Below are 18,587 nucleotides of genomic sequence, written 5' to 3'. Positions count from 1 at the left end.
GGGTTCCTGTTCGCCTTCTCGCTACGCGGCATCCTGCGGCAGGTTGAGATCGCGGCCGCGGGTTTCGGGAGCAAAGAAGGTGGTGATTAAGCCGATGGCCGCCATTACAACAAAATAGCAGGCGACAGGCCACCAGTGACCGAAACCGGACAGCAGCGCGGTGGCGATCAGCGGCGCGGTGCCGCCGGAGAGGATCGAACCGAGCTCCTTGGCGAACGCCATCTTGGAGTAGCGATTCTTCACGCCGAACAGTTCGACGCCGTAGGCCGCCTGCACGCCGAAGATCCCCAGCGATGCGATGCACATGCCGACCACGATCACCGAGATGACGATCGCCGGTTCACGGCTGTCGAGCAGCCAGAACGCCGGGAAGGCGTACAGCACCAGCAGCAGGCAGAACCAGCGGTAGGTGATGCGGCGGCCGAAGCGATCGGACAGCCAGCCGGCCAGCGGGATCACCAGAAAACCGCACAGCGAGGCGATCAACACCGCCAGCGCCGGCACCGATTTATCGACCATCAGCACCTTGGCGACATAGCCGACGATAAAGCCCTGGCACAGGTAGGAAGGGCCGTTTTCGCCGATGCGCAGGCCGAGCATCACCCAGAACGCCTTGGTGCGCTGCAGGTAGCTGCGCGTATCCGGCGCGGCCTGGGCGGCGTCCAGCATGCGCTGGTGGTTTTGCTGTAGCTCGCGTTCGAAGACCGGCGTTTCCCGCACGTGGCGACGCAGGTACAGCGCCGCACCGGCGATCAGAATGCTGGCGAGGAACGGAATGCGCCAGCCCCAGCTCATCAGATCTTCCTTGTCCAGCTGCAGCACCAGCAGCCATACCAGCGACGCCAGCAGGGTGCCGCTGTTCGAGCCGATGGCGATGATCGACGCCACCAGCCCGCGCCGTTTGGCCGGCGCGTATTCCGCCAGCATCACCGCGCCGCCGGACAGTTCCGCACCGGCACCGAACCCCTGCGCGAAGCGCAGGATCACTAGGCAGGTGGGCGCCCAGACGCCGATTTGCGCATAGGGCGGGATCAGACCGATCAATGTGGTGGAGAGGCCCATCAGCGCCACGGTGGTGATCAGCACCACGCGGCGGCCTTTGCGGTCGCCGATCCAGCCGAACACCAGCGCGCCGATCGGCCGCGCGACGAAGCCGACGGAGTAGGTGGCGAAACTGGCCAGCAGCGCCACCAGCGGCGTGGCTTCCGGGAAGAACACGTCGCCGAACACCATGCCGGCCGCCAGGCCGTACAGCGCGAAGTCGACGTATTCCATGGCGGTGCCGAGCCAGCAGGAGAAGGTGGCGCGCCAAAATTGGCTGCGCCCCTCTTTGGTTGCCAGGCGTTCATCGGCCGCCAGCGCGGCGTCGGCGGTCTGTGAAGGGGCAAGCGTTGTTTCGCTCATGGCAGTGCTATCCTCTTTTGTTCTGCGCCTGGAGGGGCGCGGTTAAAGATGGTTTCCCTGGTGCCGGCAACAAAGGTGTGCCGACAAATCATGTCGGACGCATGGCGATTCAACGCTGCCGTATCAGGGTATCTACGCGCGTAGATAACACAACGCGAGGAGGCTGAAACTTTGCGGGCGATCACAGAATCGTCAGCGCGCCGGGAAATGAAGATAGAGAAGGCGGATGGCAAAAAGATGACAGAACCCCGGTTTTTCCGGCCGACAGACCTGCCGTTTTCGCCACGAATCAGCCTGCCGCTTTCGCATTTCTGCGCTACAATGGGGGCCTGTTAACAGTTTGTATCGTCTGGCGCGCCACACCGGCCGCGGTTCAGGCGAGGAGTAAAACAATGTCTGGCATCAGGGATTCCATCCTGCCGCCGCTGGAGTGGTTGTCCGAACAGGATCCTCCGGCGCCCGCCGCCGTCAGCGACTGGCTGATGGAGTTAGGCTCCATGACCCGCCGATTTGAACGCCATTGCGCCCAGGTGCGCGTTGAACCGCAGCGCGAATGCTTCGTCACGCGCGAGGCGCTGGGCGACGAGGCGAACCACCTGCCCGACAGCCCGCGCTACTGGCTGCGCGAAGTGGTGCTGCTGGGCGACGACCAGCCCTGGCTGCTGGGGCGCACGGTGATCCCGGAACATACGCTGACCGGCCCCGACCAGGCGCTGGTGGATCTGGGGACGCTGCCGCTGGGGCGCTACCTGTTCAGCAGCGGCGAGCTGACGCGCGACTATATCCATATCGGCCGGCAGGATGCGCTGTGGGCGCGTCGTTCACGGCTGCGGTTGGCGGGCAAGCCGCTGCTGCTGACCGAACTGTTTTTACCGGCTTCACCGCTGTATTCAGCGGTCCCCGCATAAAGAGAGGAGAGCAAGACGTTGGAGGGAAGCGTGACTCAAAGTAAATGGCGGGCTTACAGCCATTTGATGCGCATTGATAAACCGATCGGCACGCTGTTGCTGTTGTGGCCGACGCTGTGGGCGCTGTGGCTGGCCGGGAAAGGCGTGCCGCCGCTCTCGATTCTGGTGGTGTTCGTGCTCGGCGTGTTCCTGATGCGCGCCGCCGGTTGCGTGGTGAATGACTACGCCGATCGCGCGGTGGACGGCTACGTAAAGCGCACCGCCGGGCGGCCGATGCCGAGCGGCCGGGTGAGCGCGAAAGAGGCCAAGGTGCTGTTCGTGGTGCTGGTGCTGATCTCCTTCTGCCTGGTATTGACGCTGAATGCGATGACCATCTGGCTGTCGCTGGCGGCGCTGGCGCTAGCCTGGGTGTATCCGTTTATGAAGCGGGTGACCAACCTGCCGCAGTTCGTGCTGGGTGCCGCGTTCGGCTGGGGCATTCCGATGGGCTATGCGGCGGTCAGCGAATCGCTGCCGCTCAGCTGCTGGCTGCTGCTGCTGGCGAACATCTGCTGGACGGTGGCCTACGACACGCTGTATGCGATGGTCGATCGCGACGATGATCTGAAAATAGGCATCAAGTCCACCGCTATCCTGTTCGGGCGTTATGACAAGCTGATCGTCGGGCTGTTGCAGTTCGCGACGCTGTTGCTGCTGGTGTGGGTCGGTTATCTGGCGCAGCTCGGCGGCGCGTTTTACTGGTCGCTGTTGCTGGCGGGCGCGCTGTTCATTCACCAGCAGAAGCAGATTGCCGGGCGCGAGCGCGAAGCCTGCTTCAAGGCCTTCCTGCAGAACAATTATGTCGGGCTGGTGGTATTTATCGGCATCGCGCTGAGCTATCTGCCGGCGTAACGGTTTCCTGCAGCAAGAAAAAAGGCACCTCTCGGGGTGCCTTTTGTGTTTCTGCGCCGGGCGAAATCACTCGTCTTGCTCTTCTCCCGCATCGGTTTGCGGCAGGATGGTGGTCTCTTCCGGCATGTTGACGCTTTCGATGGTCAGCTTGATTTCCGGCGTGATCAGATCGCTCAGCATGTTGTACACCTCGAGGGTGTGCTCGCGGATCGCATCGCCGCTGTCGTTGATATAGCCTTCTTCGCGCAGCGTCGCCACCAGGGTGGAGAATACCGCCTTGTCGAAGAACTCCGGCGCGTTGATGCCGTGCAGCACCGACAGACGCTGCGCCATGATGCGGCTCTCTTTCTCCAGCGCGCCGCGGTTGATGCTCGGGTTGGCGCTGAGGATCGACATGGTGATGGCGTAGCGTTGCAGGGTTTCGCGCACCCCGGCGGCCAGCAGCTGCAGCGGGCGAATGCGCGCCGGGTTCAGCACCAGCTCGTCGCCTTTGTCGCAGATAAGCTGTTGACGGATCAGCTCGTCGATCATCGGCCGCAGCACGTCCGGCAGCTGCTCCTTGTCGTTATGCAGGAACAGCTCGGCTTTCAGCATCGGGTAAATCATGCCAATCTGGCGCAGCAGTTCGGCGCGCGATACCCGGCGATGATGCATGACGATGCTGGCGATCAGCGACGGCAACACCAGCAGGTGGTGGATGTTGTTGCGGTAATAGGTCATCAGCACCGCCTGCTCGCGCGGCAGGATGATGATGTCGCCGATGTTGTCCTTTTCCACCTCGAACTTGTTCATGTTCAGCGCGTGATCCAGCAGCTCGTCCGGCGTCTGCGATGGTACGGTGACGTCATGGGCGTAAGGCGCGTTGCGCATCAGCTGCAGGTAGCACTCGAGCTGCTCGAGCAATTGTTCGCGGGTCAGCGAACGCTGGCGCGAGGCCAGCAGCGCGGTGGAACACAGGTTCATGGCGTTGGCCGCGGCGGCGTTGTTGATGCGCACCATGATCTGGCCGGCGAGATCGTTGACCGTCGGCGTCAGCCAGCTTGGGCGCTGAGCTTCGATCGGATCGATCGACTCGCGCCACTGCGGCACGTGCTGGTTGAGGTAAGCTGTCAACGGCAGCGGTTCGCCGAAGTTGACGTAACCCTGGCCCAGGTTACGCAGCTTGCGCAGGCCGCGCAGCATCTGCAGCAGGCTCTCTTTTTCCTTGGTGGCGCCGCGCAGCTCTTTGGCGTAGGTACCCACTTCCATCACGTGCTCGTAGCCGATGTAGATCGGCACCAGCGTGATCGGACGGGTGCCGCCGCGCAGCATCGCCTGGATGGTCATCGACAGGGTGCCGGTCTTCGGCTCCAGCAAGCGCCCGGTGCGGGAGCGGCCGCCTTCCACGAAGTATTCCACCGAGTAACCGCGGGTGAACAGCTCGCCGAGGTATTCGCGGAACACCGTCGAGTAAAGCTTGTTGCCCTTGAAGGTGCGGCGGATGAAGAACGCGCCCAGGCGACGGAAGATCGGGCCGGCCGGCCAGAAGTTGAGGTTGATGCCCGCGGCGATGTGCGGCGGCACCAGGCCCTGGTGATACAGCACGTAGGACAGCAGCAGATAGTCCATGTGGCTGCGGTGGCAGGGCACGTAGACGATCTCGTGGCCGTCCTGCGCCAGCTGGCGCACGCGCTCGGCGTTGGTGACGTTGATGCCCTGATACAGCCGGTTCCAGGTCCAGCTCAGCACGCGGTCGGACAGACGCACGGTTTCGTAGGAGAAATCGGCGGCGATCTCTTCCATCAGCGCGATGGCGTTCTGCTGGGCCTTCTCGTGCGAGATCTTCTTGCTGCGCGCTTCGTCCTCGACTGCTTTTTCGATCGCTTTGGACGCCAACAGCTTGTTGAACAGGTCCTGACGGGCCGGCAGGCTCGGGCCTACCGCGGCCAGGCGCTGACGCGAGAAGTGCATGCGCGCCACGCGTGCCAGTTTCTGCGCGATGGTTTTATCCGTGCCGTGCTCGGTGGCCATGCGGCGCAGCGAAACGGTGTTGGAGAAACGCACGAAGCTGTCGCGGCCGAGCCACAGTACGGCGAAGAATTTCTGCACGCCGTTCAACAGACGCAGGTGTGGCGTGCCGTGACCTTCGCGGCCCGGCGAACGGCCGAACATGACCGAAACCGGCAGCATCTGAATGTCGAGATCCGGATTGCTGCGATGCAGATCCAGATAGTCGTGGAACAGCTTTACCGACTCTTCTTTCGGGGTGTAGTAGCGGAACACGCGCGGGCCGTCGTGAATGAACACGTAGCTCGGCAGCACGGTGCCGTCGATCTCCAGCGCGTTGAGCGGATCGGGCAGATCCTGCGCCAGGCACTGGGTGCGCAGCGTCAGCAAATCCGCCTTGGAATTGTAAGGTAAAACATACAAAATCGGCCGTGAGGGATCCAACCCTAGCTCGGTAACCGGATCTGAAGGGATGACCTTACTTCTTACCAACAATTTAAGTGGTAAATTCAATATTTTATAATAAATTTTACGCCAACCTGACATAACAACGTGAAGCCTCTTGTTAGCAATGCGCCGCAAGCATACCAGAAACCGGGTAGCAGATCTGTGGTGTTCGAAAACCGAGAGCCGTCAGCGCGGACTGTTCTAGACTCTTTTTATTATGACCGACCTCTGAGAAAGGCACGAAAACATGGCAAACCAAGCAACCGGATTGACCCGCATCATCAAGGCCGCCGGCTATTCTTATAAAGGGCTTTCCGCCGCCTGGCAACACGAGGCGGCGTTCCGCCAGGAACTGGTGGTGACCCTCCTGGCTATCATACTGGCTGTCTGGCTGGACGTGGGTGCGATAGCGCGCATTTTATTGATCGGATCGGTGGCGCTGGTGATGATCGTCGAGATCCTGAACAGCGCGATCGAGGCGGTGGTGGATCGCATCGGCAGCGAACACCATGAGCTGTCCGGGCGGGCCAAGGACATGGGATCGGCGGCGGTGTCGCTGGCGATCGTGCTGGCGCTGTTCGTATGGGGCACGGTCTTGTGGCAGCATTTTGGCTGACGAAAGTCGCCTACTGACTGATTTTTATTTATTCTTCGGTTCCCAATCCGCGCTTACCTGTATATACTCACAGCAAGACTGTATAAACAAACAGGGGGCGGAATGAAAGCACTAACTACCAGACAGCAAGAGGTCTACGATCTGATTCGCGATCATATTTCGCAAACGGGCATGCCGCCAACGCGTGCCGAGATCGCGATGCGTCTGGGGTTCCGTTCGCCTAACGCCGCCGAAGAGCACCTGAAGGCGCTGGCACGCAAAGGCGTGATCGAAATCGTCTCCGGTGCGTCGCGCGGTATCCGCCTGTTGATGGAAGAAGAAGAAGGGCTGCCGCTGATCGGTCGCGTCGCCGCCGGCGAACCGCTGCTGGCGCAGCAGCACATCGAAGGGCACTACCAGGTGGATCCTTCCCTGTTTAAACCGAGCGCCGATTTCCTGTTGCGGGTGAACGGCATGTCGATGCGCGACATCGGCATTCTGGACGGCGATCTGCTGGCGGTGCACAAAACGCAAGACGTGCGCAACGGCCAGGTCGTGGTCGCGCGCATCGAAGACGAAGTGACGGTCAAGCGCTTGAAAAAGCACGGTAACATGGTTGAGCTGCTGCCGGAGAACAATGAATTCCAACCGATCGTGGTCGATCTGCGCCAGCAGAATTTCACGATCGAAGGGCTGGCGGTCGGCGTGATCCGCAACGGCGACTGGATTTAATCGCCGCGCCATCACCGCCGCTCCCTGTATCAATCGCCCCTGTTTTGGGGCGTTTTTGTTTCTGACCTCGCCCTTCGTCACTCTGTCACAGGAACATCCCATCATGCGCCTGATTTCCGCCTTCACCAGCGACACCGATAAAGCCCTGTGGCGCCTCGCCCTGCCGATGATTTTCTCCAATATCACCGTGCCGCTGCTCGGGCTGGTGGACACCGCGGTGATCGGCCACCTCGACAGCCCGATCTATTTGGGAGGCGTGGCGATCGGCGCGGTGGCGACCAGCTTCCTGTTCATGCTGCTGCTGTTCCTGCGCATGAGCACCACCGGCCTCGCGGCGCAGGCGCTGGGAGCGAAGAACCCGCAGGCGCTGGCGCGCGCCTTTATGCAACCGCTGCTGCTGGCGTTGTTGGCCGGGGGGGCGATCGTCCTGTTGCGCTACCCGCTGATTGAACTGGCGCTGCGGATCGTCGGCGGCGATGGCGAGGTGCTGGAGCAGGCGCGGCGTTTTCTTGAGATCCGCTGGTTGAGCGCACCGGCGGCGCTGGCCAACCTGGTGCTGCTGGGCTGGCTGCTCGGCGTGCAGTACGTGCGTGCGCCGGTGATCCTGCTGATCGTCGGCAACCTGCTGAACATCGTGCTGGATATCTGGCTGGTGATGGGCCTGGGCTGGAACGTACGAGGGGCGGCGGCGGCCACCGCCATCGCCGAATATGCCACGCTATTGCTCGGCCTGTGGCTGGCGTGGCGAGTGATGCGTCTGCGCGGTATTACCCTGGCGATGCTGCGTCAGGCCTGGCGTGGCGATCTGCGCCGCCTGCTGGCGCTCAATCGCGACATCATGTTGCGCTCATTGCTGCTGCAGCTGTGTTTTGCGTCGCTGACCATTTTCGGCGCTCGCCTGGGGAGCGATGTGGTGGCGGTTAACGCGGTGTTGATGAACCTGCTGACGTTTACCGCCTATGCGCTCGACGGCTTCGCTTATGCGGTGGAGGCCCATTCCGGCCACGCCTACGGTGCCCGGGACGGCAGCCAACTGCGTAAGGTGTGGCACGCGGCCTGCAGGCAGGCTGGGCTGGTCGCGTTGGCTTTCGGCCTGGCGTATGCCGTTACCGGCCAGCAGATCGTGGCGGCGTTGACCTCCTTGCCGGAGCTGCGTGCGTTGGCCGCCCACTATTTACCGTGGCAGGTCATTCTGCCGCTGGTCGGGGTGTGGTGCTATTTGCTGGACGGCATGTTTATCGGTGCCACGCGCGGCGCCGAGATGCGTAACAGTATGGCGGTGGCCGCGGCAGGATATGGTCTGACGCTGTTCAGCGTGCCGCTGCTAGGCAACCACGGGCTCTGGCTGGCGCTGGCGGTGTTTCTGACGTTGCGTGGCGTGGCGCTGGGTTGGATTTGGCACCGTCATCAGGTGCGCGGCAGCTGGTTTGCTGCACGTTAGACCGGACGCTTTGTTGGGTTAATTATTAATTTATCTTATGTTTTTATTCATGTTTGCTTACATGTTTTCAGCCTGAATATTTCCGGTTTAGTTCGTTGTTTGTTAGCGTTTTTTGTGTTTATTTTTCTTTTTAATGGTTTTTTATTCTGATATTTGGCTTTTTTATTTCCGTGTTTAACTAGAATGAATCATGTGGCTGGTGAATGAAGGGGAGCGGTGCTTCTTAAGGTGAAGGGAGTATCAACCAGAAAAACTTCTGTTTAACCCCGGCCGGCGACAGGGATCACTGATTCACCACAGGTTAACGGAGAGACTATGAATAAAGATCAAGCCGACGGTAACTGGAAGCAGCTGAAAGGCAAAGTGAAGGAAAAATGGGGCAAGCTGACCGATGACGATCTGACGGTCATCGAAGGGAAACGCGAACAGCTAGTCGGTAAAATCCAGGAGCGCTACGGTTACCAGAAAGAGGCGGCCGAGAAAGAGGTGAAAGCCTGGGAAGATCACACCAAACACCGCTGGTAACACGCAGGGCCGCCACTGACGGCGGCCGGCAACAGCGCAGGCCGGCGTCGCTCCATCCTCTGGCGCCCCGGCTGCAGGTACAGGGAAGTACCTGACTTCGTCTTACTTCTTCTTGATGGCGATGCTGTGATCGTGTTCGGCGCAGTCATGCTTGCTGTCACAAGCCTCAACTTCAACGCAACCGGCGCACAGACCGCGCGCTTCCACCACGCTGTGCCGCAGCGCAAATCCGGCTTCCTGCGCCAGCTTCTGCAGCGTTTCTTCCACGCCTTCGGTGGTGCGTTCGGTCACCTGGCCGCAGCGGTCGCAGATAAACAGCGCGGACGTATGCATCGGCTGTTCGAAATGGTGGCACAGCACGTAGCTGTTGGCCGATTCCACTCTATGGATAAACCCTTGCTCCAGCAGAAAATCCAGCGCGCGGTAGACCGTCGGCGGCTTGGCCTGCGGTTCGGCGACGCGCAGCAGATCGAGCAGGTCATATGCGCTGATTGCACCGGGTTGCTGAGTCATCAGACGCAGCACTTCCAGCCGTTGCGGCGTCAATCGCACATTGCGTTGCTGGCAGAGGCGTTCAGCCTGCGCCAGCAGCTTTTCCTGGGTGGTTGAGTTCATCGCAAATATCCCGGTACGTAAAAAAGCCGATTTTACCATGATTACGGCGAATCGCCGAGAGTTGCCCCCTTTTCCCCTGAGGATAGCGCAGGGAAAGGCGCGCCGATCGCGCGAAAAGAGAGTTGCATCACAACTTTTCCCCGCCGTCGGGCGGCAAATCAACGTTGCCGGTTTTAGCGCTGGAGAGCGGGGGACGAGAGCGGTATAACGCCTTTCACCCGCGTGATGAGCAGGAGCCCTGTGTGATGACGGAAAGAGAGAAGCTGTTAAGCGGCCTGGAGTACAACAGCCGCGATGAAGAACTGATCGCCCTGTACCATCGGGCGAGGGCGTTGACCAAAAGCTTGGGGGCGCTGGACTCGCATCAGGCGGACGAGAAAAACCGCCTGCTCGGCGAGCTGTTTGGCGCCTGGGGGAAGGCGAGTTGGATTGAAACGCCATTCTGGTGCGACTACGGGCAGCATGTCCGCATCGGTAAAAACTGTTTTATCAACGTCAATGCGGTGTTCCTCGATTGTAATACCATCACCATCGGCGACAACACGCTGATCGGCCCCAACGTGCAAATCTATACGCCGAGCCACCCGCTGAAGGCCGCAGAGCGCTTCACCGGCGATCCGGATTTCCCTTTCCGCACCTCGGCGCAGCCGGTGTCCATTGGCAACAACGTCTGGATCGGCGGCAACGTAGTGATCCTGCCGGGAGTGACCATCGGCGACGGCACGACCATCGGCGCGGGCAGCATCGTCACCGGCGACATCCCGGCCAACGTGCTGGCGCTGGGGCAGCCATGCCGGGTTATCCGCTCGTTGGAATAGGGCGTTATCGACGAGCAGGAGGCAAGGGGGGCGGGATGGCTCTCTTTGCGGTGCGGGCCGTCGTTTGCCAACGAGCGGTCATCGGCCAACGCCAAGCGTGCGGCCGCCAGGCGGCTCATGACGGTGCCGATTGGCACCGCCAGCACTTTCGCGGCCTCCCGATAGGATAGCCCTTCGATATACACCAGAAACAGCGCGTTGGCTGGGCCGTCGGCAGCCGGCTGACGCGCCGCATCACTTCATGGAGCCAGACCGGCTGTTCGCCGTTGTCCGCATCGCCCAGCTCTTCCGCCGCCATGCAGCCTTGCCCCTGGCGAAGATGTTGGGCGCGAACTTCATTGAGCCAGATGGAGTGCAGGATGGAAAACAGCCAGCGATCCAGGTGCGAACCGGGGGTGAATTGCGCGGCGCGCTCCAGCGCACGCAGGCAGGTGGCCTGCACCAGATCGTCGGCGACATCCCGCCGGTGCGAGAGCACCAGCGCATAGCGCCACAGGCGGGAGAGATAGTGGCCGAGTTCATCGCGTATCGCATCGCCGCTGATAGTCACCTCCGCAGGCGCGTCGGATCAAGATTCCGGGTGGCGGTCGATGGCCGCCGCCAAATCGCGGTACTCCTCGCATTTGGTGCCGCACAGCGACTGGATCACCTGCAGCTGCTGGCGCGCCAGATCGGGTCGGCCTTTCAGCATGTAGGCTTCCCCCAGGTACTCGCGCACTTTAGGGTATTTCGGATCGAGGGCTACTGATTTTAAATAATAGCCGATACCCTCATCGGTGCGGCCAAGTTTGCGCGTGGCGTAGCCGCGATAGTTCAGCGCAACGGCGGTGTTGGGATCTTTCAGCGTGTTGAGCATATCGAGCGCTTCCTGATAGCGGCCGCTTTTCGCCAGCGCATAGGCGTAGTGAGTGCGGTCGACGTCGTCGACCTTGCCGCTTTTATCCACCATGCAGGTCTGAGTTTTGCTGTCGTAGACCTGGCCTTTCGGGCAGGTCGGCGGGGTTTGGCTGCTGCCGTCGCCGCCCATCGCCAGCGCCGCGCCGGAAAACAGCAGGCAGCCGGCAATGGCCGATGCCAGCAGGCGTTTAATGAAGCTGTTCATGGTTGTGTCCTCAAGGCAGAGGCGCCGTGCGCGCCCGTAATGAGATAACACCTGAACGAGTGGGTTTATTCGCCTTGTCTCCGCTTATTTTTGCCGGCGGCAAGCGGGTTTTCCCAACGGCGCCGATTGTCGTTATAATAGCCGTTTGCGGCCGCGCGCCGTTCGTTGAACCCAGACAGACTCAGGTAGCCAGTAACTCAGCATGACGAAAGACAACCACGCCCCAACCTACGCCGCCAATCGTTTCTCCATCGCGCCGATGCTCGACTGGACCGATCGTCATTGCCGTTACTTCCACCGCCTGCTGACCAAGGAAACGCTGCTGTACACCGAAATGGTGACCACCGGCGCGATCATCCACGGCAAGGGCGACTATCTGGCCTACAGCGAAGAAGAGCATCCGGTGGCGCTGCAGCTGGGCGGCAGCGATCCGGCCGCGCTGGCGCATTGCGCCAAGCTGGCGGAGCAGCGCGGTTACGACGAGATTAACCTCAACGTCGGCTGCCCGTCCGATCGCGTGCAAAACGGCATGTTCGGCGCCTGTCTGATGGGCCAGGCGGCGCTGGTCGCCGATTGCATCAAGGCGATGCGCGACGTGGTGTCGATCCCGGTGACGGTGAAGACCCGCATCGGCATCGACGATCAGGACAGCTACGCCTTCCTGTGCGACTTTATCCAGACCGTCGCCGGGCGCGGCGAGTGCGACATGTTCACTATCCACGCTCGCAAAGCCTGGCTCTCCGGCCTCAGCCCGAAAGAGAACCGCGAAGTGCCGCCGCTGGACTACCCGCGCGTTTATCAGCTGAAGCGGGATTTCCCGGCGCTGACCATCGCCATTAACGGCGGGGTGAAAACGCTGGAAGAGGCGCGGCAGCATCTGCAGCATCTGGACGGTGTGATGATGGGGCGCGAGGCGTATCAGAATCCGGGTATCCTGGCGCGGGTCGACAGCGAACTGTTCGGCGCGCAGACCGCGGTGCCGGACAGCGTGGCGATCGTCGAAGCGCTGTATCCGTATATCGAGCGCGAGCTGTCCAACGGCACCTATCTCGGCCACATCACCCGTCACATCCTCGGTTTGTTCCAGGGCGTGCCGGGCGCGCGCCAGTGGCGTCGCCACCTGAGCGAGAACGCCCACAAGCCGGGCGCCGATGCGCGGGTGGTGGAGCAGGCGCTGGCGCTGGTGCGTCAGCCGCGCGTCGAAATGGCGTAATCCACAAAAAATTTGACCAACAATTAGTCTTTTTCGCCAGGCGTTCGGTGCGTTACCGGATGCCTGTCCTCTGTTTTCAATGGGTTAGCCCATCCGCCGTTCTGGCACGCTTCTTGTAATCCACTCTGCAGATACGTTGTATTGCAAAGGAGCAATCATGTTGGAAATCTTCTTTCTCATTGGCTTTGTGGTGATGCTGATGGTGACCGGCATCTCGCTGCTGGGGATCTTCGCTGCGCTGTTGGTGGCGGCGGCATTCATGCTGTTGGGCGGGCTGTTCGCGGTGGTCATTAAGCTGCTGCCGTGGCTGATTTTGGCGGTGGTTGGGGTATGGATTTACCGTTCAATGCAGAAACCCCAGATCCGGCGTTACTGATTTTTTGCTGAATAATCAGTCAGTCGCGATGAAACTTGCATAACTGCCCGCCACGCTAATGCGGCAGCGATCACAGCTTGGCAGTTTTCCCCGGCGATGTGGCACATAAAGCGTGTTTTTTGCCGGACGGGGCTGTTAGGATGTGGGGCGATGCAGTGATGCGACCGATTTCATCACCGTGAGAGACACCTAAAATTCGTGTTGCTAAAGCAACCCCTGTCTCTGGCGGACCCTGCTCTACCCCTACAAAACGCAGTAACAGAAAGGGCTCCGCAAGGAGCCCTTTTCTTTGGCCGCAATCAGGGGATCAGCAGGCTGGAGCCACTGGTGCTGCGGCTTTCCAGCACCTGGTGCGCACGCTGGGCGTCGGCCAGCGCGAATTTCTGATCGTCTCTCACCTCCACCCGAATGGCGCCGCTGCCGATCAGCGAGAACAGCTCGTTGCTGGCGTACTGCAGCTCGGCGCGGTTGGTGATGTAGCCGTTGAGGGAAGGGCGGGTGACGTACAGCGAGCCCTTCTGATTCAGCAGCGCCAGATCGACGCCGGTCACCGGGCCGGACGCGTTGCCGAAGCTGACCATCAGGCCGCGCCGCTTCAGGCTGTTGAGCGAGGCCTGCCAGGTGCTTTGCCCCACCGAATCGTACACCACGCCGACCTTCTCGCCGTGCGTCAGTTCTGCCACCCGCTGGGCGATATCCTCTTTGTGGTAGTTGATGGTGGCCCATGCACCGGCCTGTTTCGCCAGCGCGGCCTTTTCGTCGGAGCCGACGCTGCCGATCAGGCGCGCGCCCAGCGCTTTGGCCCACTGACAGGCGATCAGCCCGACGCCGCCGGCGGCGGCATGGAACAAAAATACTTCACCCGGCTGCACTTCGTGGGTCTGGCGCAGCAGATAGTGCACCGTCAGCCCTTTGAGGAAAGAAGCGGCGCCTTGCTCAAAGCTCAGGTTGTGCGGCAGCAGCGCCACTTTCTCTTCCGGCACGTTGTGGATCTCGCTGTAGGCGCCGAGCGACGACTGCGCATACACCACCCGGTCGCCCGGTTTGATCGCGCTGACGCCGGCGCCAACCTTGACCACCACGCCGGCCGCCTCGGTGCCGAGGCCGCTCGGCAGGCTCGCCGGCGCGTACAGCCCGCTGCGCACATAGGTGTCGATGTAGTTGATGCCGATCGCTTTGTTCTCGACCTGCACTTCGCCGGCGGCGGGATCGAGCGGTGTAAAATCAACGTATTGCAAGACTTCCGGCCCGCCGGTGGCGGAGAATTGAATGCGCTTGGCCATATCGTTACCTCGTTTGGGTGTCTGATTTCACCCTATTCTTTTTAGTATCGGAGATCCAGTTCACCCGTGCGGGATTCAATACCTTTTTTGCATCGGTTATGACGCAAAAATCACGTATACTCTCGCGTCAAGATCCTTCATTCGCAACCGGATAAAGACTACGTTTCATGGCAGGAAAAAAACCAACCAACAAAACAAACGCGGACGAAACCAGAGAGCGTTCCAGAGATCGTCAGATGGAAGGGCTGAAGATGCCGCCGCACTCGCTGGAGGCCGAGCAGTCGGTGTTGGGCGGTTTGATGCTGGATAACGAGCGCTGGGACAACGTGGCGGAGCGCGTGGTCGCCAACGACTTCTTCAGCCGCCCACATCGCCTGATCTTTACCGAGATGCAGCGTCTGCTGGAGATGAGCAAGCCTATCGACCTCATCACCCTGTCCGAATCGCTCGAGCAGAAGGGTGAACTGGACTCGGTCGGCGGCTTCGCCTACCTGGCCGAGCTGTCGAAAAACACCCCGAGCGCCGCCAACATCGGCGCCTACGCCGACATCGTGCGCGAGCGCGCGGTGGTGCGCGAAATGATCTCGGTGGCTAACGAAATCGCCGACGCCGGCTACGATCCGCAGGGGCGCAGCAGCGAAGACCTGCTCGATCTGGCGGAATCCCGCGTATTCCAAATCGCCGAGAACCGCGCCAGCAAAGACGAAGGCCCGAAGGGCATCGAACGCATCCTGGAAGACACCGTGTCGCGCATCGAACAGCTGTATCAGCAGCCGCACGACGGCGTGACCGGGGTCGATACCGGCTATCAGGACCTCAACAAGAAAACCGCGGGCATGCAAAAGTCCGATCTGATCATCGTCGCCGCCCGTCCATCGATGGGGAAAACCACCTTCGCCATGAACCTGTGCGAAAACGCCGCGATGACCCAGGAAAAACCGGTGCTGATCTTCAGCCTGGAGATGCCCGGCGAGCAGATCATGATGCGTATGCTGGCGTCGCTGTCGCGCGTGGATCAGACGCGCATCCGTACCGGCCAGCTCGACGACGAGGACTGGGCGCGCATTTCCAGCACCATGGGTATCCTGCTGGAGAAGCGCAACATGTACATCGACGATTCCTCCGGCCTGACGCCGACCGAAGTGCGCTCGCGCGCGCGGCGCATTTTCCGCGAGCACGACGGGCTTAGCCTCATCATGATTGACTACCTGCAGCTGATGCGCGTGCCGGCCCTGTCCGACAACCGTACGCTGGAGATCGCCGAGATTTCGCGCTCGCTGAAGGCGCTGGCGAAAGAGCTGCAGGTGCCGGTGGTGGCGCTGTCGCAGCTGAACCGTAGCCTGGAGCAGCGCGCCGACAAACGCCCGGTTAACTCCGACCTGCGTGAATCCGGCTCTATCGAGCAGGACGCCGACCTGATTATGTTCATCTATCGTGATGAGGTGTATCACGAGAACAGCGATCTGAAAGGGATCGCGGAAATTATTATCGGTAAGCAGCGTAACGGCCCGATCGGTACCGTGCGCCTTACCTTTAACGGCCAGTGGTCGCGTTTCGACAACTACGCGGGGCCACAATACGATGACGAATAATCAGCTAAGGAACTGAAATGAAAGCGGCAACCGCTGTAATCGACCGCCGCGCTCTGCGACATAATCTGCAACAGGTGCGCCGCCAGGCGCCGCAAAGCCGCCTGATTGCCGTTGTGAAAGCAAACGCTTATGGACATGGCCTGCTGGAAACAGCACACACCCTGCAAGACGCCGACTGCTACGGCGTGGCGCGCATCGACGAGGCGCTGATGCTGCGTTCCGGCGGCATCGTCAAACCGATCCTGCTGCTGGAAGGCTTCTTCAGTGCCGAAGATCTGCCGGTGCTGGTGGCGAACAACATCGAAACCGCGGTGCACAGCATCGAACAGCTCGAAGCGCTGGAGCAGGCCGAGCTGGCGCGCCCGGTGCCGGTGTGGATGAAGCTCGATACCGGCATGCATCGGCTGGGGGTGCGCCCCGAACACGCGGAGGCGTTTTATCAGCGCCTGTGCGCCTGCCGCAACGTGGCGCAGCCGGTCAATATCATGAGCCACTTCAGCCGCGCCGATGAACCGGAGTCCGACACCACGTTGAAACAGATCGCCTGCTTTGAGCAGTTCGCGCGCGGTAAACCGGGCCAGCGTTCGGTCGCCGCCTCCGGCGGCACGCTGCTGTGGCCGGACGCCCACAACGAGTGGGTGCGCCCCGGCATCATTCTGTACGGCGTGTCGCCGCTGGATAACGGCAGCGGCGCCGAGCATGGTCTGCAGCCGGCGATGACCCTGAAATCCAGCCTGATCGCGGTGCGCGAGCACAAGGCCGGCGAAGCGGTCGGCTACGGCGGCACCTGGGTCAGCCCGCGCGATACCCGGCTGGGCGTGGTGGCGATGGGATACGGCGACGGTTACCCGCGCAGCGCGCCGACCGGCACGCCGATCCTGATCAACGGCCGCGAAGTGCCGATTGTAGGCCGGGTGTCGATGGACATGATTTCGGTCGATCTCGGGCCGGACGCCGCCGATAAGGTGGGGGATGAAGCGGTGCTGTGGGGCCAGGCGCTGCCGGTCGAACGCATCGCCGCCTGCACCGGCATCAGCGCTTACGAACTGATCACCAAGCTCACGCAGCGTGTGGCGATGGAATACATCGGCGACTGATGCGCCGCAGGGGCCGACGCGCGTCGGCCCCGTTTCTCAGCGGGTTACTTCTTTACCGCCAACCACTTGTCGATAACCTTCTGATACTCGCCGGTCGCCTTGGCCAGGTGCAGCCACTGATCCACATACAGTTTCCAGCTCAGATCGTCGCGCGGCAGCATGTAAGCCTTCTCGCCGTACTGCATCGGTTTGGTCGGATTCACCGCGCACAGCTTCGGATAGCGCTTCTGCTGGTACAGCGCCTCGGAAGCGTCGGTGATCATCACGTCCGCCTTGCGGTCCACCAACTGCTGGAAAATGCTCATGTTGTCGTGCGTCAGCGTCAGTTTGGCCTTCGGCAGATAGGCGTGCACGAAGGCTTCGTTGGTGCCGCCCGCCGGTTCCAACAGACGCACCGACGGCTTGTTGATCTGTTCGAGAGTGCGGTATTTCTTCACGTCGGTGCAGCGCACCAGCGGGATTTTGCCGTCGGTATCCAGCTTGTCAGCGAAGAACACCTGTTTTTGCCGCTCCAGCGTGACGGAGATGCCGCCCATCGCGATGTCGCACTTGCCGGAGGCGAAGTCCGGCGTCAGAGTTTTCCAGCTGGTTTTCACCCACTTCACGTTGGCGCCCAGGCTCTTGGCCAGCGATTGCGCCATGTCGATGTCGATGCCTTCATAGCTGCCGTCTTCCTTGAGGAAGGTATAGGGCTTGTAGTCGCCGGTGGTGCAGACCTCCAGGGTCTTTTGCTGCAGCACTTTGTCCAGGTGGGATTGCGCGCTGGCGCTGCCGGCGGCGAGCAGCAGCGCGAGGGGGAGTAGCTTTTTCATCTGGCGTCCTTTTTATACATTCGTGGTTTTATGCGTTACTTCGCCGTTAATTGTCGTTTGTCTGCATGAGTTAGCCGTTTTTTATGCCGCTTACCGGCGAAAACGCCGGGCGTTGCTGCTGTACGCGATTCAAGCGCCAGGGTGTGACGTCGGCAACGGTAAAAAAACTGGTAGGCTGTAACGTCAACATTTATTAACACAGTTTACAGGTGGCTATGTACAACATTGACGATTTTGATATGAAAATCCTGACGCTGTTACAGGCCAACGGCCGTTTGACCAATCAGGAGCTGAGCGAACTGGTGGGGCTCTCGGCCTCCCAATGTTCGCGGCGGCGCATCAGCCTGGAGCAGGCGCAGCTGATCCGCGGCTACCACGCGCGGCTGGCGCCGGAGGCGGTCGGCCTGGGGCTGGTGGGGCTGATTGAAGTCAGCCTGATCACGCACGCGCAGGAGCAGATCGACAGCTTTCATCAGATGCTGGAGGACGTGGACGCGATCCTTGACGCTTACAAGACTACCGGCGACGCCGATTACCTGTTGAAAGTGGCGGTGGCAGACCTGCCGGCGCTGAGCGAATTCATCAGTCAGACGCTGTCGCCGCACAAAAGCGTAGCGCATATCAAAACGGCGGTGGTGCTCAATCGCATCAAGGAAAACGGTTTATTGCCGGTGGCGCGAGAAAGCTAAAACCGAATGCGGTTTTCCGTCTATATTAGGAACGTAACGCTGTGCCCAAACCACAATAAAT

The 18,587-nt window shown here is 60.9% G+C and carries 18 protein-coding genes and 1 pseudogene; 12 read left to right on the top strand and 7 right to left on the bottom strand.

Annotation, left to right across the window (positions count from 1 at the left end):
• Positions 1-21: 21 nt before the first annotated feature.
• Positions 22-1,404 carry an MFS transporter gene (locus tag ACJ8J5_RS15085; RefSeq protein WP_414104551.1) on the bottom strand — a complete coding sequence of 461 codons (1,383 nt, stop codon included), beginning with the start codon at positions 1,402-1,404 and terminating at the stop codon, positions 22-24.
• Positions 1,405-1,796: 392 nt separating this feature from the next.
• Between ACJ8J5_RS15085 and ubiC the strand changes: the two genes are divergently transcribed.
• Both ubiC and ubiA read left to right on the top strand, forming a co-directional pair.
• Positions 1,797-2,312 carry a chorismate lyase gene (gene ubiC, locus ACJ8J5_RS15080; protein WP_025304456.1) on the top strand — a complete coding sequence of 172 codons (516 nt, stop codon included), beginning with the start codon at positions 1,797-1,799 and terminating at the stop codon, positions 2,310-2,312.
• An 18-nt stretch (positions 2,313-2,330) separates the two neighbouring features.
• Positions 2,331-3,203 carry a 4-hydroxybenzoate octaprenyltransferase gene (gene ubiA / locus ACJ8J5_RS15075; RefSeq protein WP_025304455.1) on the top strand — a complete coding sequence of 291 codons (873 nt, stop codon included), beginning with the start codon at positions 2,331-2,333 and terminating at the stop codon, positions 3,201-3,203.
• Positions 3,204-3,269: 66 nt separating this feature from the next.
• Here the strand turns inward: ubiA and plsB are convergent, their stop codons facing one another.
• Positions 3,270-5,735 carry a glycerol-3-phosphate 1-O-acyltransferase PlsB gene (gene plsB / locus ACJ8J5_RS15070; RefSeq protein WP_060434712.1) on the bottom strand — a complete coding sequence of 822 codons (2,466 nt, stop codon included), beginning with the start codon at positions 5,733-5,735 and terminating at the stop codon, positions 3,270-3,272.
• 148 nt (positions 5,736-5,883) lie between these two features.
• Here plsB and ACJ8J5_RS15065 point away from each other — a divergent pair, with 148 nt between their 5' ends.
• The 4 genes from ACJ8J5_RS15065 to ACJ8J5_RS15050 all read left to right on the top strand — a co-directional run bounded on the left by ACJ8J5_RS15065 (position 5,884) and on the right by ACJ8J5_RS15050 (position 8,929).
• Positions 5,884-6,252, top strand: a complete 369-nt coding sequence (locus ACJ8J5_RS15065; protein WP_015379225.1) for a diacylglycerol kinase — start codon at positions 5,884-5,886, stop codon at positions 6,250-6,252.
• A 102-nt stretch (positions 6,253-6,354) separates the two neighbouring features.
• Positions 6,355-6,963: a transcriptional repressor LexA gene (gene lexA, locus ACJ8J5_RS15060; protein ID WP_025304453.1), complete on the top strand. Its 609-nt coding sequence runs from the start codon at positions 6,355-6,357 to the stop codon at positions 6,961-6,963.
• 103 nt (positions 6,964-7,066) lie between these two features.
• Positions 7,067-8,404: an MATE family efflux transporter DinF gene (dinF, locus tag ACJ8J5_RS15055; protein ID WP_025304452.1), complete on the top strand. Its 1,338-nt coding sequence runs from the start codon at positions 7,067-7,069 to the stop codon at positions 8,402-8,404.
• A gap of 315 nt (positions 8,405-8,719) precedes the next feature.
• Positions 8,720-8,929 carry a CsbD family protein gene (locus ACJ8J5_RS15050; RefSeq protein ID WP_004936743.1) on the top strand — a complete coding sequence of 70 codons (210 nt, stop codon included), beginning with the start codon at positions 8,720-8,722 and terminating at the stop codon, positions 8,927-8,929.
• 102 nt (positions 8,930-9,031) lie between these two features.
• Here the strand turns inward: ACJ8J5_RS15050 and zur are convergent, their stop codons facing one another.
• Entirely contained in the window at positions 9,032-9,544 is a 513-nt protein-coding gene (gene zur / locus ACJ8J5_RS15045) for a zinc uptake transcriptional repressor Zur (RefSeq protein ID WP_414104550.1), read from the bottom strand.
• A gap of 245 nt (positions 9,545-9,789) precedes the next feature.
• Between zur and ACJ8J5_RS15040 the strand changes: the two genes are divergently transcribed.
• Complete coding sequence (locus tag ACJ8J5_RS15040; RefSeq protein ID WP_025304451.1) at positions 9,790-10,362, top strand: sugar O-acetyltransferase; 573 nt, start codon at positions 9,790-9,792, stop codon at positions 10,360-10,362.
• Positions 10,363-10,366: 4 nt separating this feature from the next.
• Here the strand turns inward: ACJ8J5_RS15040 and ACJ8J5_RS15035 are convergent.
• A pseudogene (locus ACJ8J5_RS15035) lies at positions 10,367-10,912 on the bottom strand (RNA polymerase sigma factor).
• Between the two features lie 18 nt (positions 10,913-10,930).
• The gene (locus tag ACJ8J5_RS15030; RefSeq protein WP_197770346.1) at positions 10,931-11,464 is read right to left on the bottom strand and encodes a tetratricopeptide repeat protein; all 534 of its coding nucleotides are present in this window, start codon (positions 11,462-11,464) and stop codon (positions 10,931-10,933) included.
• 202 nt (positions 11,465-11,666) lie between these two features.
• On the opposite strand from ACJ8J5_RS15030, the gene dusA reads away from it, so the two are divergent.
• Entirely contained in the window at positions 11,667-12,677 is a 1,011-nt protein-coding gene (gene dusA / locus ACJ8J5_RS15025; protein WP_042785464.1) for a tRNA dihydrouridine(20/20a) synthase DusA, read from the top strand.
• A 157-nt stretch (positions 12,678-12,834) separates the two neighbouring features.
• Complete coding sequence (gene pspG, locus ACJ8J5_RS15020; protein WP_033644411.1) at positions 12,835-13,053, top strand: envelope stress response protein PspG; 219 nt, start codon at positions 12,835-12,837, stop codon at positions 13,051-13,053.
• A gap of 299 nt (positions 13,054-13,352) precedes the next feature.
• Here pspG and ACJ8J5_RS15015 read toward each other — a convergent pair whose 3' ends face one another.
• Positions 13,353-14,336: a quinone oxidoreductase gene (locus ACJ8J5_RS15015; RefSeq protein ID WP_173889856.1), complete on the bottom strand. Its 984-nt coding sequence runs from the start codon at positions 14,334-14,336 to the stop codon at positions 13,353-13,355.
• Positions 14,337-14,503: 167 nt separating this feature from the next.
• On the opposite strand from ACJ8J5_RS15015, the gene dnaB reads away from it, so the two are divergent.
• Both dnaB and alr read left to right on the top strand, forming a co-directional pair.
• On the top strand, positions 14,504-15,928 hold the full coding sequence (gene dnaB, locus ACJ8J5_RS15010; protein ID WP_025160134.1) for a replicative DNA helicase: 1,425 nt from the start codon (positions 14,504-14,506) through the stop codon (positions 15,926-15,928).
• Between the two features lie 17 nt (positions 15,929-15,945).
• On the top strand, positions 15,946-17,025 hold the full coding sequence (alr, locus tag ACJ8J5_RS15005; RefSeq protein ID WP_414104549.1) for an alanine racemase: 1,080 nt from the start codon (positions 15,946-15,948) through the stop codon (positions 17,023-17,025).
• 44 nt (positions 17,026-17,069) lie between these two features.
• Here alr and ACJ8J5_RS15000 read toward each other — a convergent pair whose 3' ends face one another.
• A complete protein-coding gene (locus ACJ8J5_RS15000) occupies positions 17,070-17,837 on the bottom strand; it encodes a transporter substrate-binding domain-containing protein (protein ID WP_060434701.1) in 768 nt (255 codons plus the stop codon).
• Between the two features lie 215 nt (positions 17,838-18,052).
• Between ACJ8J5_RS15000 and ACJ8J5_RS14995 the strand changes: the two genes are divergently transcribed.
• Positions 18,053-18,526 (top strand): Lrp/AsnC family transcriptional regulator, encoded by a 474-nt coding sequence (locus ACJ8J5_RS14995; protein WP_038874314.1) that lies wholly within the window; start codon positions 18,053-18,055, stop codon positions 18,524-18,526.
• Positions 18,527-18,587 lie beyond the last annotated feature (61 nt).

Origin of the sequence: Serratia sp. CY43202, assembly GCF_052168755.1 — a bacterium.
In the GTDB taxonomy this organism is placed as follows: domain Bacteria; phylum Pseudomonadota; class Gammaproteobacteria; order Enterobacterales; family Enterobacteriaceae; genus Serratia; species Serratia bockelmannii.
This window is presented reverse-complemented; position numbering and strand designations above follow the sequence as displayed.